Origin of the sequence: Leptotrichia hongkongensis, assembly GCF_007990635.1 — a bacterium.
Classification (GTDB): Bacteria; Fusobacteriota; Fusobacteriia; order Fusobacteriales; family Leptotrichiaceae; genus Leptotrichia; species Leptotrichia hongkongensis.
Window position 1 is genome coordinate 1,728,873 of the sequence record NZ_AP019846.1, and the last position, 13,204, is coordinate 1,742,076.

General features: G+C 31.6%; 21 protein-coding genes. All 21 read right to left on the reverse strand.

Annotated features, from left to right (window positions below; genetic code table 11):
- Window positions 1-5: 5 nt before the first annotated feature.
- The gene (locus FVE75_RS08175) at window positions 6-1,451 is read right to left on the reverse strand and encodes a phage tail sheath protein (RefSeq protein WP_147006017.1); all 1,446 of its coding nucleotides are present in this window, start codon (window positions 1,449-1,451) and stop codon (window positions 6-8) included.
- Window positions 1,451-1,690, reverse strand: coding sequence for a hypothetical protein (locus FVE75_RS08180; RefSeq protein ID WP_147006018.1), 240 nt, complete (start codon window positions 1,688-1,690; stop codon window positions 1,451-1,453). Before FVE75_RS08180 ends, FVE75_RS08175 begins: the two co-directional genes overlap by 1 nt.
- Window positions 1,690-2,136: a hypothetical protein gene (locus FVE75_RS08185; RefSeq protein WP_026745292.1), complete on the reverse strand. Its 447-nt coding sequence runs from the start codon at window positions 2,134-2,136 to the stop codon at window positions 1,690-1,692. Before FVE75_RS08185 ends, FVE75_RS08180 begins: the two co-directional genes overlap by 1 nt.
- A 15-nt stretch (window positions 2,137-2,151) precedes the next feature.
- Window positions 2,152-2,703: a phage tail protein gene (locus tag FVE75_RS08190; protein WP_147006019.1), complete on the reverse strand. Its 552-nt coding sequence runs from the start codon at window positions 2,701-2,703 to the stop codon at window positions 2,152-2,154.
- A gap of 12 nt (window positions 2,704-2,715) precedes the next feature.
- Window positions 2,716-3,045, reverse strand: a complete 330-nt coding sequence (locus FVE75_RS08195) for a hypothetical protein (protein ID WP_026745290.1) — start codon at window positions 3,043-3,045, stop codon at window positions 2,716-2,718.
- 5 nt (window positions 3,046-3,050) lie between these two features.
- Entirely contained in the window at window positions 3,051-3,269 is a 219-nt protein-coding gene (locus tag FVE75_RS08200) for a GTP-binding protein LepA (protein WP_147006020.1), read from the reverse strand.
- Window positions 3,270-3,278: 9 nt separating this feature from the next.
- On the reverse strand, window positions 3,279-4,292 hold the full coding sequence (locus tag FVE75_RS08205; protein WP_147006021.1) for a major capsid protein: 1,014 nt from the start codon (window positions 4,290-4,292) through the stop codon (window positions 3,279-3,281).
- A complete protein-coding gene (locus FVE75_RS08210) occupies window positions 4,292-4,627 on the reverse strand; it encodes a hypothetical protein (RefSeq protein WP_006803895.1) in 336 nt (111 codons plus the stop codon). The genes FVE75_RS08205 and FVE75_RS08210 overlap by 1 nt, the downstream gene beginning before the upstream one ends.
- Window positions 4,628-5,698, reverse strand: a complete 1,071-nt coding sequence (locus FVE75_RS08215; protein ID WP_147006022.1) for a head maturation protease, ClpP-related — start codon at window positions 5,696-5,698, stop codon at window positions 4,628-4,630.
- Window positions 5,658-7,211 (reverse strand): phage portal protein, encoded by a 1,554-nt coding sequence (locus tag FVE75_RS08220; RefSeq protein WP_026745286.1) that lies wholly within the window; start codon window positions 7,209-7,211, stop codon window positions 5,658-5,660. The genes FVE75_RS08215 and FVE75_RS08220 overlap by 41 nt, the downstream gene beginning before the upstream one ends.
- A gap of 20 nt (window positions 7,212-7,231) precedes the next feature.
- Window positions 7,232-7,462 (reverse strand): DUF6148 family protein, encoded by a 231-nt coding sequence (locus FVE75_RS08225; protein ID WP_018450293.1) that lies wholly within the window; start codon window positions 7,460-7,462, stop codon window positions 7,232-7,234.
- Window positions 7,463-9,316 carry a phage terminase large subunit family protein gene (locus tag FVE75_RS08230; protein WP_232052513.1) on the reverse strand — a complete coding sequence of 618 codons (1,854 nt, stop codon included), beginning with the start codon at window positions 9,314-9,316 and terminating at the stop codon, window positions 7,463-7,465.
- On the reverse strand, window positions 9,276-9,845 hold the full coding sequence (locus FVE75_RS08235; RefSeq protein WP_026745284.1) for a hypothetical protein: 570 nt from the start codon (window positions 9,843-9,845) through the stop codon (window positions 9,276-9,278). The genes FVE75_RS08230 and FVE75_RS08235 overlap by 41 nt, the downstream gene beginning before the upstream one ends.
- Window positions 9,846-10,012: 167 nt before the next feature.
- Window positions 10,013-10,312: a hypothetical protein gene (locus tag FVE75_RS08240; RefSeq protein ID WP_026745283.1), complete on the reverse strand. Its 300-nt coding sequence runs from the start codon at window positions 10,310-10,312 to the stop codon at window positions 10,013-10,015.
- Between the two features lie 96 nt (window positions 10,313-10,408).
- Window positions 10,409-10,609 carry a hypothetical protein gene (locus FVE75_RS08245; protein WP_147006023.1) on the reverse strand — a complete coding sequence of 67 codons (201 nt, stop codon included), beginning with the start codon at window positions 10,607-10,609 and terminating at the stop codon, window positions 10,409-10,411.
- 118 nt (window positions 10,610-10,727) lie between these two features.
- A complete protein-coding gene (locus FVE75_RS08250; RefSeq protein ID WP_147006024.1) occupies window positions 10,728-10,922 on the reverse strand; it encodes a hypothetical protein in 195 nt (64 codons plus the stop codon).
- A gap of 87 nt (window positions 10,923-11,009) precedes the next feature.
- Complete coding sequence (locus tag FVE75_RS08255) at window positions 11,010-11,240, reverse strand: hypothetical protein (RefSeq protein ID WP_147006025.1); 231 nt, start codon at window positions 11,238-11,240, stop codon at window positions 11,010-11,012.
- On the reverse strand, window positions 11,237-11,956 hold the full coding sequence (locus FVE75_RS08260) for a putative HNHc nuclease (protein WP_147006026.1): 720 nt from the start codon (window positions 11,954-11,956) through the stop codon (window positions 11,237-11,239). Before FVE75_RS08260 ends, FVE75_RS08255 begins: the two co-directional genes overlap by 4 nt.
- Window positions 11,923-12,099: a hypothetical protein gene (locus tag FVE75_RS10970; protein WP_172618803.1), complete on the reverse strand. Its 177-nt coding sequence runs from the start codon at window positions 12,097-12,099 to the stop codon at window positions 11,923-11,925. The genes FVE75_RS08260 and FVE75_RS10970 overlap by 34 nt, the downstream gene beginning before the upstream one ends.
- Before the next feature lie 52 nt (window positions 12,100-12,151).
- A complete protein-coding gene (locus FVE75_RS08265; protein ID WP_147006027.1) occupies window positions 12,152-12,388 on the reverse strand; it encodes a hypothetical protein in 237 nt (78 codons plus the stop codon).
- A gap of 3 nt (window positions 12,389-12,391) precedes the next feature.
- On the reverse strand, window positions 12,392-13,198 hold the full coding sequence (locus FVE75_RS08270) for a phage antirepressor (RefSeq protein ID WP_172618804.1): 807 nt from the start codon (window positions 13,196-13,198) through the stop codon (window positions 12,392-12,394).
- Window positions 13,199-13,204 lie beyond the last annotated feature (6 nt).

A 13,204-nucleotide genomic window follows, 5' to 3' on the forward strand; every position in this document is an offset into this window, starting at 1 on the left:
TCCTCCTATTTTCCTAAACTATTTGCAAACTCAGTTAATGCATCTGCGTCATATTTTTTCTTAAATGTTGCTGATTTCATACCAGGAATTACTCCCAATTTAATAACCCAAGTTATATCCCCATTTGTGACATTAATCGTGTCATTATCTTCAGCTGATAAAGCAGCATTTGCACTCAATAAATCATTTCTAGCTACAATAGCGTTTAATCTAATATTCATTGATTTTGTTACTGTTTCAGCTAATTTTTTAGAAAATTTCTTATCCACTTTATCAAAATAACTTATAACCAATTCATTCCCTATATACTTAAACATTCTACGAGTATATATGAATTTGTCCTTAGGATCTGTTGCCATTGGATTAAGTGCAGTTTCAGACCCCCAACATTTCCAACCTTTGAAATTAATAGCGGTTACTACTCCGTTTTTATTTAATAAGTTAGCTTGTTGTTCTTTATCCAAGATTATCTCTTCAAGATTTCCACTCGAATTTTTCCAATATAAACTGTCACATTTATATAAATAATTAGACGGAGTTTGTGATGGAACTCCACCATTTTCATTATCTACCGATAACGACAAAGCAGCATACTGAATAGACTGAATATATTTTTTACCAGCCAATCCCAGTGTTCCATATAACACAATTTGGTCATTTCCGTTAACGTTATTATCATCTTTCCATTTTGGAATTTGGTCATAAGGCTTGTCTATCGGTGCATTAATCAAAGCAACTGCCTCAAACATATTCCCATTTATATTTTTAGCTTTTGTTTGCATAATTGCAGCAACTTCACTATCGCTTGAAAAATCTGGAATATCAATGAAAGCTGGTAATTCCGAATATTTTAAAAAAACTTCATCTAATAACTCTAGCCCTGTTCTTTTCATCGTTGAAATATCATATCCACCTAAAGCCTGTGCTTTCGTTACTTTTGATAAGTCGATTTCTTCATATTCAATATCAATTTTAGTGCCATTTGACGGTTTAGCATATATTTCGAGTCCTTCATTCGTCCACATCGTTACAGCGTCTGAAATAACTTGTGATGTTGCATTTTCTTTTACTACCAATGTATCTGTTATAAGTTTGTGGTTTGGAATAACAACTTTACCATTTGTTAAGCTCAAATCATTTTGAGTCTTTTTAACTGTTTTATGCTTTTCAAGATCTAAGATATTCACAACATAAAGTGGCGCTACTTTATATAGTTCAAAAAACACTTTTATAGCTTGTGAAATTGAAAAATCTAAGTCGTAAGTGTCCCCAAAATACTGAATAGCTTCTTTATAAGTTCCTAATCTTACAATCTCATTCGCTCTTCTGTTTTCTCTTTTTACTTTGTTCATCGGTGCAGTCCCTACAATAAAATGCCCATAATCAAGCACTATTGGTAGTGATATATCACTCGATGTCTCAGTTTGATAAGTTCCGTGTTTATAACCCATTATTCAGCCTCCTCCCTTATTTGGTCTTTAATTTGCTGTGTTACCGTTTCAAGCAATTTTTCGTTTTGTAATGCTTCACTAGCTTGATTAACATCCACCAAAGTTCTTTTCAAAAGCGGATATTTCTCAAATTTTTCTTCGATCACTTCATTACTGTAGTAAATAACACCTTTTGTAAATCTAATATCTTTAAATTCAAGCGTATCTCCTAAATAAATATATTGCTTTTTATCTTCCATTATTCCTCCTTAAAAATTTCAGGCTCAACAGGATAATCCCAAACTGTAAATGTAATTCTTGAAAATATAAAATCTCCAAACTCGTCACTATATAAATCACACTTAAATTCTTTATCTTCCCGTATTGCCCATCCTCTTTCATCATAAACTTTAGTTAAAAGTTTACTTCTAATTTCTTCACCTTTATAAAGATTATCAATATAATCTTCATTCTTAGTACCAACTATTATTTCAAAAGTAGCGTCGCAATCATAGCTATCCATTCCTTCTGCAACTTGCCTAGAACTCAAAGCCCTTAATGTCACACAAGGAAAAAACGGCTTTTTCTGTCCTGTATTTTTGTCAATTTCACCGTATCTCCTAACTGGCAACGCTCCTCGGAATATCTGATAATCAGTATCTTTAAATTCTTCACACAAAAAGTCATACAAACTTTTTTCAATCACTTTAATACTCATAAATTACATTGACAAGAGCCTATTCAACTCATGTTCAAACCTTTCATTTAACTTTTGAGACATAAATTCATCGAGATCAGGTAAAAAAGTCGTAGGTCCTAACATTTGTGGAGCAGACGGTCCGTATTTTCTTTTGATTGGCAATCGTCCATTTCCTTCTCTTTCGAATGCCCCTAAATGACCGTCTTTATATGCTATAAATGTTTTATCATTAAGCATTATCCCATTACCATTCTTTACTGTAGCCGTTACCGATGTTCTGCCTGTTCTTGTGCTCGGATTCAATTGGAAATGGTCTAATCCCAAATAACCTCCATTAGAATTGATTTCAGCCATCAGCTTACCAGGATTAGCTCTTTTCATAGTCAATCCGCTTAATAAATCCCCATATTTAACCGTATAGGTCTTAGTTGCATTTCTAACCATACGAGTTTTACTCATAGTTGAAACCCTATTTAAAGCACTTGCTAAAGCCTTTGGAGCTTGTTGCGGAAATTCAACGAACTTATTCTCAATATCATTAAGGACACTTTCATCAAATTGAATCGTAAACATCTAAATCAACTCCTAATAATCCGTGTATCTATATAAATCAAGTTCATACATACCAAAGTTCTCTTTACAGTTTGCAACTATCCATTCCTTATTGTCAAAATCTATCCTCATATTGCCTTCAGGCTTATACTTCAAATACTTTTTGTCAATAAATACCGTAATCCCTTCCTTGTAAAATCCACTTTCTATTGTTAATTTTCCACTAATTTCCTTTTCTTGAAAACTGTCCTCATCTGTCACACAAATAACATCAGTACCATTCAAATTATGTGTTTCACCAAACTCTTCTGAATTTAAAAATGTATTTTGTATATCATTTTCTAAAATATCTTTAAAATTCATGTTTTTTACCTATTTTTCTTATTTTTTGTATCTTTTTTATCTGTTTCTTCAGTATTTTCTATTTCAATTGATTCTTCAGACTTTTCAGTTTTACCGTTTATTTCAGCAATAAGCCCTCTTTCAAGACAGCTTTTTATTACTGACTTTTCTTGTATATCTACTTCACCGTCTACTTCATAACTAACTCCACCATAAATCATAGGCTTTAATGTTCTAAATTTCATCATTACCTCCTATTTAACTTTCAATATTTTTATAGCTTCGATATCATAAACCACAGGAAGTGGTCTTGATTCTGTCCTGATTTCTACAGTGTTAGATTTTGAATCTTCATCTGTAAAAACTGAACGCTCTGCTACAATAATTCCTTGTTTTACATCCGCTGCTGGTCCGTAGATAATTGTATTATTGCTTGGTGCTAACAACACTTTACCTTCAGGAACAATATTTTTTGTTGAATAAGTTTTTCCATCAGCATTTAACACAGAATGTTGTGACTGATAAGAATAAATAGGAAGTCCAAATGGTGCAAGAGTTCCAATATAGATTGCTCCACTTGCAATTTCTCTAGGATTAATTTCTCCCATGTGATAATTTCTTACATCTAATAATTTTTGAACTTTTTCATTTTCTACAAATAATTTTGCAGTTACTGGGTCCATTAAAATCATTTCAGGTCTTAAACCTGTGTTTTCTCCTATTTTTGTTATTGCCGCTTGTAAATCTCCAATTATATCAGCATTAGGTTGAGTCCATAAAACAGCTGGTGTAATTTCTTCAACTGTTCCAAATTTAATTTCCCCTTCTATTCCTTCACCTTTTACAACTACTTTCCCATCAAACAACGCTTCAGCACACATTTTTTCTTCTCTTCTTGTAATTTGTTCTTCAAATTCAGCAAAAGATTCTGCAAGTAAGTCTGCTTTTCTTTCCTCGGGACTTTTCCCGCCATAAATTGTTTCCCCTGCCGTTTTATTAAAAAACAACTCAAAAGCCGAAAAAGTTCTTTTTGGTGCTACTTTTGGAGCTTGAAAAAATTTACTTTCATAAGTGTTCTTTACCATTTCTGTTCCTGGAATAAATTCAGATACAAAAGGTGCTACAAGTTGTCTTCCTTTTCTAAATTCTATTTCCATTTTTTGATTTTCTGATGTTTTTCTATTTTTAAAATAACTGTCTCTTATAAATGATTTCGGTCTAATCACATTCTGGTCATACAACCCAATAAATTCTATTACTGCTGGCATTATTCCTTACCTCCTAATCCTTTTATTACAATACCTTTATCTCTAGCTGCTTTTGTAAAATCTGCTTTTTGTGTACCTGCTTTCACATTTAATCCCTCAAAAATGAATTCCCCTGAAATAGCTACAGTTGTTTTAGTTTTCACAGTTGTTCCGTCAGCATTTTCCATAACTATTCCAAATAAATCAGTTCCATCTGAAAGTTCGGCAGTTACATTTACAGCATCACCTCTTTTTACACTTTTACCTTGCGGCACTTCAAATTCCATATATCTGTGTCCTGTACCGCTCAAAAATTGTTCACTGGCATATTCATTGCCTTTTGTTACAAAATCCATTTATTTCCCCTCCTCTGTTTTTTTATTCATTTTAGAAAAAATAGTCATAATATCAAGTCCCATAAACTGTTTTTCTTCTTTTTTGCCATGCGTTGTTCCATCATTCGCAGCTGGTGGTATAAAATTACCTTGGCTTTCGTTTTTAATATTTTGCAACTTTTGAGCTTTTTCTTCTTTTTGCTTTTTCAAAATATTAATAGCCAATTCACTAGCTGACATAGGATTTACATATTTCGCATTTTCTATTAAGTCAGAATAATTATTGACCCCTATATCATCAATAGCTTTTATTCTTTCCCTTTCTTCCTCTTTTCCAATCTTTTTTCCCTCATTTAATACATAATCATACAAATCAGGAAATTGGTTTTTTAACTCATCTAAAGTCATTTTTACCTCCTTAGTATTTTTTTTATTATTAATAACTACACCTTTTACTTTTCTAAAATTTTTAAATTTTGAAATATCAAAAGCCATGTTATTTATAATTAATTTATTTTCTACAAATTCTTTCCCTACTTCTTCATCCACAATTTCATCAACAAATCCGTAATCTTTAGCCATTTCCGCATCCATCCAAGTTTCATTATCCATTAATTCAGATAAAGTTTCCTTATCAGTTTTTGTTTTATTTAAATATGTTTCAATAATACTGTTTTTAACCTTATCAAGCATTTCAACAGTTTTTTGCATTTCTTGATTGTTCCCATAAGCAAAAGTAATTGGATTGTGAATCATAAATAAAGCATTTTTAGGCATTCTTACAGTATCACAAGCACTTGTTATAATAGTTGCGGCACTTGCTGCCAAACCATCAATATTTGCCGTCACTTTAGCTTTGTGATTTTTAAGAGTATTCGCTATTGCTACAGCACTAAATACACTTCCACCTGGACTATTTATATGTAAAGTAATATTTTCCACATCTCCAAGGTTTTCTATATCTTGTTTAAATACCTTATCGGATACATCATCCCAATACTCATCACTTCCTATACTCCCATAAAGTATAAGTTCCGCCGTTTTTTCTTCCTCATTCTTCACTAGATTCCAAAATTTTAGTTGTTTCGGCATTTATTACCACTCCTTTCTCTTTTAATAATTTATTTTCTTTTGCTAAAATTCTTACATTTTGTTCAAAATCTCCACCATTTAGCTCTGCCGTTTCTCTAGTTCTAGTTGATAATCCATTATTAATTCTTATAACAGCAGCATTAGCCTCTTTTAATGGGTCAATTTGCCCTTGCGAAGGTCCATTCCATTGTGACCCACACCAAGCTTTATCTATAAGGAAATCAGTTCCATAGTTTTTAAGTTCTACTCTCCCTAATAAATAAGCTTCATTTAACCATTCTTCATAAATTGGTTGAGTAAAGTTTTCAGAAAACCACTCTCGTCTTTTTCTGAACATTTTCCATGCTTCCAAAAGTGCCGCACGACTTGCTGAATAACTCGCCGTGAAATGCTTAATCAAAAGTTCATACGGAACTTCTAAAGCACTCCCTATTTGTCTTAAAATACTCGTTACAAATGGGTCAAATTGCGCATTTGGTCTTCCTGGATTAGTGGCTTTTGCTTTTTCTCCTGGATTAAGTGAAGCAATCATTCCTGGTGCAAGTTCTATAGTGGTTTCATCTTCTGAATCTACCAGCAAATCATTTTCAACCGCTTCAAGTTCTCCGACATCAGCCCCGCTCGGACTATCAGCTTCACTTTCAATAAAAATTGCATACAATCCACTTATAACAGCAGCCATTAATTCTGCTTCAGTATAATTTCCAAGCTGTTTTAAATTTTCGATAACTGGTGACAATATTGGGATTCCTCTTACTTGTTCAGGTCTTTCGGTAAAAAGAAGATGGATTATGTTTTTTTGATTCTCACTTCCATAAACTTTAATAAATTTTTCTGTTACTGCACCAGTTGCGTCCAATGGATGTTCAGATGAAACATAATAACCTTCAACTCTTCCATTTTTATCTATCTTTACTCCTTCAACTACACTTTTATCCGAAATCATATTATTAGGAGTATAAATTCTATCAGGCTCTAAAATTTCTAACTTCAAACTATACGGATTTTTAGGTGTTTCAAAATAATTTAATTTTATAAAGCATTCTCCATTTAGTAGCACTGTCAAAAATACAAGTTCTTGAACTTGATAAAAATTCATAGTTCCTAAATTATCAATCTTATCTTTCGACCAAAGTTCAAATTCTTTTTCAATCATTTCTTCTACCTTAGCCGCTTCATCATCACTTATCCCTATTGTTTCACTATCAATAGCCGCTTTTAATTTCAAACCACTTCCCACAACATTTGTGTTAATGGTTTTCAATGCTCCAGTTGCAACAGAAGTTCCCATATATAAATCTCTTGAACGCTCAATCAATTTCTTACGATTTTTATAAATATCTTTTTTTACACCGCCCGCAGTACTTTGCCAACCTATCATTGCTTTTTTAGTAGTTGAAGCTCCGTGATTGGAATATCCTGTATTTAAAATTTCCAGTTTTCTTCTTGCTTTAAATCTTTCTACTCCTTTTTGCGGATTAAATACTGCCACTAAATTGTCAATTAAATTCATATCACACCTCTCTTTCTAACTTAAAGATTTCTAGGAACTCCTCTTCTCACTCTTCTTTTTCCAATACTATTTAATTTTTGTAATTCATTTTCCCAATAAGCTCTCCCTTTTCTTATTTCATCTATTCCCATTCGAGTAAGTTCTCTTGTCCCAATTTTATAGCTTTTTCCTGTTAAAACTGCTCGTTCAGCTTTACCATATTCAACTATCATTTCTAAAATATATTCTCTTGAATAATTCGATTTTCCCATTTACTTAATTCCTTTCGACAGTATTTTTCTTTTTCTACTAACTCTCTGTGTTCTTAATCCATTTAACAAATCGGTTGAGTACCTAATGTCTAAATCTGGATTAGCAATTCTTAATGCAGCTTGTGCATAATTACGAATATCGAGCGGTTCATTTCTTTTATCTCCTACTGTTTTCCACTCGATTTTAGCTTGTCCTTTGCTAAATGTAACAACTTTTATTTCGGACGTAAGTCCTTTAAAATAAATTTCATCATATCCACGCTTAGGATTGCTTGGATAATGCATATATTTAGCTCCTGGTTCTTTTACTTTAAGATTACTCATTATTGTATCTTTCCCAGTATTAACTCCCAAGACAAATAAGGAAATTCCTCCTTTATTGTTCTTACTAGGACGCGAAATAAGAGGTCTCCCAGTTTCTCCACTTCCTTTTATTCCAAAAATATTCAACTGTTCTCTTGCTTTTACATACCTGTAAACATCATCAGTATGATGCCCACCTGTATCAACACAAGCACAAGCAACCCTTATTTTTTCTCCGTTCTGATAAGAATAATCTTTCAATAAAATTTGGTCTAATTCATTCCAAACATAAGGCAAAGCAGGATTTCCCATAATAACTTTATAATAAATACCCCAGCTTTCTTCACCTTTTGCCCATCCAACGATTTCAACCTCAAGTCTATTGTCTTGAACATCGACACCAGCTGTAAGCACATTGACTTTGTCAGGAATTTCTACTTCCTCATAAGTTCCATCTTCATGATTCAAGTATTCGCCGTAATCTTCAGCTCTCGCTTGTATTTCCTCAAAGTTAAATCTTTCAACTTTTTCTTCCCAGCATTCCCCAAGAGCTGTATTAACAAATACTTTCATAAGCTGTTCATCACCTTTTGCCGCTTTAAATTTATTAATAATGCTACTCCATTTAGAAAACGGACTATAAAGTTCCGAAATATGAAATCCTCTTACTTGAAACCTGTCAACTTCACTATTATGTGCTCTCCATTCTCCTTTGATAAGATTTCTTTTCCAATCGTACTCACTAGAAGTTTCCAAACATTTTTCACATTTGTGTGTCACATCTTCAAACATGATATTTCTCCACTTTAACGTTTGCATTTCTCCACATTTTGGACAAGGCACATAATACTCTTCTTTTGTGCTGTTCTCGTATTCCAGTTCTACTCTACTTCCACCTTTAATGGTTGGCGTACTTGTAAGCACAATTTTTTTATTCCAAAATGTTTTGGTCCTTTCAATTGCTAGATTAAGTGGATCACCTTCGCCTTTTACATTAGACGGAAATCTATCAATTTCATCAGCTAATAAAATCCTAATCGGTCTACTTGACAATTCCGCCGCAGAATTACTTCCAGTCAAAACTATATAACCCCCAGCAAATTCCTTTTGCCTTTTAGTATCCCTTGAATTATCGCTCTCAATTATTTTGTTTCTAAGTTGTGGAGTACTCAAAATCATATCGTTAAGCCTAGTGCTTGAAAAATCTTGAGCCATATCTTTGGTAGGCATTAAAAACATGATTGGAGCTGGATCATAATCAGCATAAAACCCAAATGTATTCATAAGTATTTCAGTTTTAGATAGTTGAGCTCCATACATCATTACAACCTTCTCAGTCCTTTTATCTGATATCGCTCTCATTACCTCTCTTTGAAATGGAACTCTATCAGTATTCCACCGTCCTGGTTCGCTAGAAGTCTTAGTTGATAAAATCCTATATTTGTCAGACCAAGTGTCAATTGTAAGTTTTGGCGGAGGTTTAAGTACTGAAAAAATCTTTTTAAATAAATCATTGGCTCTTTTTAGGTCTGCCATGCTTTCTTTTTTCATTTTTAACCTCCATTTCCTCTTCTTCATCGTCTTCAACAAAGTTTTTACTTCTGAACATCTCTGGATTATATTCACTAAGTTCTTCCAACGCTTCGAATATTCCATCTTGGATAACATCTTGAATCTCTCCCAAATTATCTAATGCTATTATTTGCGGTGCTAATTTGTTAGATAAGGAAAGCAATTTACCTTTCATATTTATAAGACTATCTGTCATTACTTTTTCAATAACATCAGCCGAATGCAATTGATTTTTCAATTCTTTAATTTTGAGTTCCTTAATTTCGGTATCTTTAATAATCCTTTTAGTTTCTTCCTTAATTTTTTCATCTTTTAAGCTAATATCAGCATCATTCCTAGATTTTAAATACTCAATATACCCACGTACACTTTCTAAAAGCAGATATTTTCCTTGTGCCGTTTTTTTTACAACATTTTCATTAGCTAAATCCCTAATATGCCTATCTGAAACACCAAGCATTTTTGCTAAATCCATTGCTCTTACAATTTGACCTTCCTTAACTACCATAAACACCGCCTTTCTGGTACGGAACTAAAGTTTCAAAAACATTGTACCCATATTTTTTCTGGGGCTTCGAACCCGTTCGCTCTTTTTTGTCTCTCTGGAAGTACCTTTTTAATCAAAATTTTGTTTTTTTTCTTTGTTTTCGCTTTAACGATTGTTTGGTGTATTTGCTATTTCGAGTATTTATTCTCTAATTCTACTAGCTTATCTCTCAATCCTTTGTCTTCTTCTCTTTGTTTCTTCATTCCTACTCTACATCTATCAAGATATTTATCATATATCATTATCTTTAATCCATCTATCTTGTTGTCTATATCTTTTTCAATCTCTTCTAATTTGTCTAAGAGTTCCAAATTTCTTTTGATTCTTTCTTTTATGTATTTTTTTGTCCCATAACAAATAATTTGAAATAGTATCAATATTACTGCTATATTAATAAAAAAACTTGCAATCAATAATATAACCGACATTTGTTCCCCCTTTCTTTGATTTTTAGACAAAAAAAGAGCCACCAAACAAATAGACTATTTCTAATCTATCTATTCAGTGGCTCACTCATCTGAGGTTTATCTTGCCCTGTTTTTATTATTAAATTTTCTTACTGTATATTCTTTTCCAGTAATTTTTCCTTTTTTTAATACTAATGTTATTTTTATATTATCTTGATATTCTTTTGATTTTTTTAAATCCTCAAGTAAATATAAAATCTCTTCATCTTTTAATAATTCTGTTATGTCATCTTGTGTAAGTTCTTTTTTTGTGTTCAATTTTACCTCCTAATTATACCTTATTTTATGAGTTTTTCAAGTGTTTGAGTTTTGTTTTTTGAAACTTAAAATCTTAAATAATATTTTTATTTATTTTATGCAATCAAAAAGACCAGTTTTATTTGGTCTTTTTTTCATATTTTTTCTTTATTTCTTCCAATTTTTCTTTTCCTTCTTTTCTATCAATTGCGCCAAAAATTTCAACAAATTCTTCGTCATTTAGAATATTATTATGCTTTAAAATTTCCCTTATAGTACAAAGTTCTATTCTTAATTCTTTCAATTCTTTCTTTAATATTTCTATTTCTGTCATATTAGCATTTCCTCCTAAAATATAATATATATTATACCCTAAGACCAAAAATATTCAACTGTCATTGTCCTAATTTCCAAAACTTTTTTAAAAATCACATTTTTTTAACTTATGATTTTCTTCTATATCCTCATATTTTAATATTGGCGATACCTCGTGTATGCTTCCGTTTTCAAATTTCAGATATATCTTTTTACTTGTTTTAGATTTTAACTTCTTGATAACTTTATATTGACTACACTCTTGTTGAAATTTCTCATAATATGTACTGCAACTTATAGTTATTACTAAAAGTCCTGCTAATAATAATTTTTTCATATCTCCTCCTTAAATGCTTTAAAATGCCCTTTATATATTTTCTTCAACTCTTTTACGAGTTCCACATTTAACCAAACCCCCTCAATATAATATTTATTCTTAAACGTTTCCTTGCCTGTTGCATGGAATTCTTGATGATGCTTGGCACATAAACTCATAAATGGCGTTTTTAATCCGTCGCAGTTTTCATATCCGCCTATGCTTGCTACCGAGTTCCAATGGTGTAGCTCGATTGTATTGTACTCGTTATGCTCTTTTCCACAAATACAGCAAACTCTTTTTCTCAAGCAGGCGATTACATATCTTTGTGTTATATTGTCGATTTCCAATATATGTTTATACCTTTTATCGTGTTTTCCAAGTATATATAAATTTATTCCAAGTTCCAATGCCTGCTCTATGATAAATGATATAAATTCGTTTGCTGTTTCCATATCGCATTTTGCTGTAGAAAAGTCTAATCTATCTGTGGATATTGCAAACTGTTCTTTCATTAGTTCTTTAATCTCTATTAAAGTGTATCCAATCTCATCTCCGAACTGCTTTAACAAAACGTGTATCAAGCCATTCTGTGCCTGCGATAACTTCTTTACAGGAATAACTTTTATTGGAAAATGATTTAAGTATTCTTCCAATTTTTCTTTTATTCCTGGATAAACTTTTTCCACAGGCAAGGTTATTATTATTTCTTGATTCGAGATTTCTGTGTAAGCCATTTCTTTCTAGCCTTCCTTTTTTTTATAAATTTAATACCTTCAAACAAATTGGCATTCAACTTCATGAAATTAAAATCACTTTCATTTACTTCAATTCCGCTTAGTAATCTAATTTTTATTTTTTCCAATACATTTTCATCCATTTTTCCTCCATAAAAAAATCACAGCTAAATTAATAACTGTGAAACTTTTCGTTTAACTCTCTATCCATTTTTTAAATTCTTTGTATACAACAAACGTTATTGTTTCGGTATCTATTTGTTCCATTCCTATTTCGTTTTTTATAATTTCTTCTGTAACATCTTTCATATCTTCATTATACATTTCATATTCTAGGCATTTTGCAACATTTACAAATAAATCCCCTATTTTGTCCTGAACTTTGAAATCATTTAATAACTTTTTATATTTTTCAAAATCTTTATTATCCATATTTTAAGCCCCCACTTCTTCTTGCTCGATTGTTGGTAATACACCTTTATCTTTTAAAAAATTATACAAGAATATTCTACCTTTTTGTGTCCAATACATATGCGGTTTTCCGTCAGGTGTTCCGTCACTTCTTACAAAAGCATTTGTTTTTGTCTGTGTATATCCGTAAATTGCATACTTTTGATATAAAAACCATACTCCGCTTTGATTATACTGAATTCCAAATTCGTGCAGCATTTTATTAAATCCTTTTGCAGCCATTCCATAATCTTTAGCAATCATTGTTGTACTTAATAAATCCTTGCATTGCAGAATTAAATCGTAATACAATGCCTTTGGTTGCAATTCTATTATCTGCTGTTCCTGAACTTTATTGGCAAATTTAAGGTTTTCGTTTTCTTGTCTCACTTTTCCATAATTAATCAGAAGTTCTCCTATTTTTTCAGGTTCATTCATTATACTGTTCCATACATCGTCAGTCATATACATTCCTGTCTTTCTTATCGCTGGCAATACCTCTCCTGTTACCCACTCTGTGATTGCTTCTGCTTCAGGTTTATCACTTTGAAATATACATTTATATAAATTACTTTCATCTATAAAGTTATTTTTCTGTACTCTTCCTAAATTATCTATGATGTCCATCAAACGGACACCATCTTCTTTAAGCCTTGTTTTTACTTGTCTTGGATTTTTTAATCCTAAAATCTCGCATACATCATTTAAATTGAAATAAGGTTTTTCATTTTCTGTAACCACTCTTACTTTTCCAAATTTTTCATTTTCAAATACTGTTAATTCATTTTTCATTCTTTT

What these genes read in the sequence shown, in the direction of transcription:
- FVE75_RS08265 (WP_147006027.1), bottom strand. Translation starts at nt 12,388, where the DNA reads ATGGATAATAAAGATTTTGAAAAATATAAAAAGTTATTAAATGATTTC.
- FVE75_RS08215 (WP_147006022.1), bottom strand. Translation starts at nt 5,698, where the DNA reads ATGCCGAAACAACTAAAATTTTGGAATCTAGTGAAGAATGAGGAAGAA.
- FVE75_RS08250 (WP_147006024.1), bottom strand. Translation starts at nt 10,922, where the DNA reads ATGACAGAAATAGAAATATTAAAGAAAGAATTGAAAGAATTAAGAATA.
- FVE75_RS08180 (WP_147006018.1), bottom strand. Translation starts at nt 1,690, where the DNA reads ATGGAAGATAAAAAGCAATATATTTATTTAGGAGATACGCTTGAATTT.
- FVE75_RS08255 (WP_147006025.1), bottom strand. Translation starts at nt 11,240, where the DNA reads ATGAAAAAATTATTATTAGCAGGACTTTTAGTAATAACTATAAGTTGC.
- FVE75_RS08200 (WP_147006020.1), bottom strand. Translation starts at nt 3,269, where the DNA reads ATGAAATTTAGAACATTAAAGCCTATGATTTATGGTGGAGTTAGTTAT.
- FVE75_RS08225 (WP_018450293.1), bottom strand. Translation starts at nt 7,462, where the DNA reads ATGGGAAAATCGAATTATTCAAGAGAATATATTTTAGAAATGATAGTT.
- FVE75_RS08270 (WP_172618804.1), bottom strand. Translation starts at nt 13,198, where the DNA reads ATGAAAAATGAATTAACAGTATTTGAAAATGAAAAATTTGGAAAAGTA.
- FVE75_RS08205 (WP_147006021.1), bottom strand. Translation starts at nt 4,292, where the DNA reads ATGCCAGCAGTAATAGAATTTATTGGGTTGTATGACCAGAATGTGATT.
- FVE75_RS08260 (WP_147006026.1), bottom strand. Translation starts at nt 11,956, where the DNA reads ATGGCTTACACAGAAATCTCGAATCAAGAAATAATAATAACCTTGCCT.
- FVE75_RS08220 (WP_026745286.1), bottom strand. Translation starts at nt 7,211, where the DNA reads ATGAATTTAATTGACAATTTAGTGGCAGTATTTAATCCGCAAAAAGGA.
- FVE75_RS08195 (WP_026745290.1), bottom strand. Translation starts at nt 3,045, where the DNA reads ATGAATTTTAAAGATATTTTAGAAAATGATATACAAAATACATTTTTA.
- FVE75_RS10970 (WP_172618803.1), bottom strand. Translation starts at nt 12,099, where the DNA reads ATGGATGAAAATGTATTGGAAAAAATAAAAATTAGATTACTAAGCGGA.
- FVE75_RS08230 (WP_232052513.1), bottom strand. Translation starts at nt 9,316, where the DNA reads ATGAAAAAAGAAAGCATGGCAGACCTAAAAAGAGCCAATGATTTATTT.
- FVE75_RS08210 (WP_006803895.1), bottom strand. Translation starts at nt 4,627, where the DNA reads ATGGATTTTGTAACAAAAGGCAATGAATATGCCAGTGAACAATTTTTG.
- FVE75_RS08240 (WP_026745283.1), bottom strand. Translation starts at nt 10,312, where the DNA reads ATGTCGGTTATATTATTGATTGCAAGTTTTTTTATTAATATAGCAGTA.
- FVE75_RS08235 (WP_026745284.1), bottom strand. Translation starts at nt 9,845, where the DNA reads ATGGTAGTTAAGGAAGGTCAAATTGTAAGAGCAATGGATTTAGCAAAA.
- FVE75_RS08190 (WP_147006019.1), bottom strand. Translation starts at nt 2,703, where the DNA reads ATGTTTACGATTCAATTTGATGAAAGTGTCCTTAATGATATTGAGAAT.
- FVE75_RS08175 (WP_147006017.1), bottom strand. Translation starts at nt 1,451, where the DNA reads ATGGGTTATAAACACGGAACTTATCAAACTGAGACATCGAGTGATATA.